The organism is Lysinibacillus sp. CNPSo 3705 (genome assembly GCF_028674935.1).
Lineage (GTDB): Bacteria > Bacillota > Bacilli > Bacillales_A > Planococcaceae > Lysinibacillus.
Window position 1 is genome coordinate 1 of the sequence record NZ_JAQZSD010000238.1, and the last position, 241, is coordinate 241.

General features: G+C 39.4%; 1 protein-coding gene. It reads left to right on the top strand.

The genetic code is table 11. The features are described from left to right. The coding region (locus PVA17_RS25215) for a hypothetical protein (RefSeq protein ID WP_274069390.1) at positions 1-241 on the top strand (241 nt) is incomplete at both ends.

Here is a 241-nt window from a genome sequence, read left to right on the forward strand (position 1 = left end):
TCGCTGATAAAAGAGCAAGAATCGCTGATAAAGGATCGAACATCGCTGATAGAAGAGCAAGAATCGCTGATAAAGAATCGAATATCGCTGATAAAAGAGAAGAAACGCTGATAAACGCCCGAACATCGTTGATAGAAGGTTCAGAATCGCTGATAAAGAATCGAATATCGCTGATAGAAGAGCAAGAATCGCTGATAAAGAATCGAACATCGCTGATAAAAGAGCAAGAATCGCTGATAAA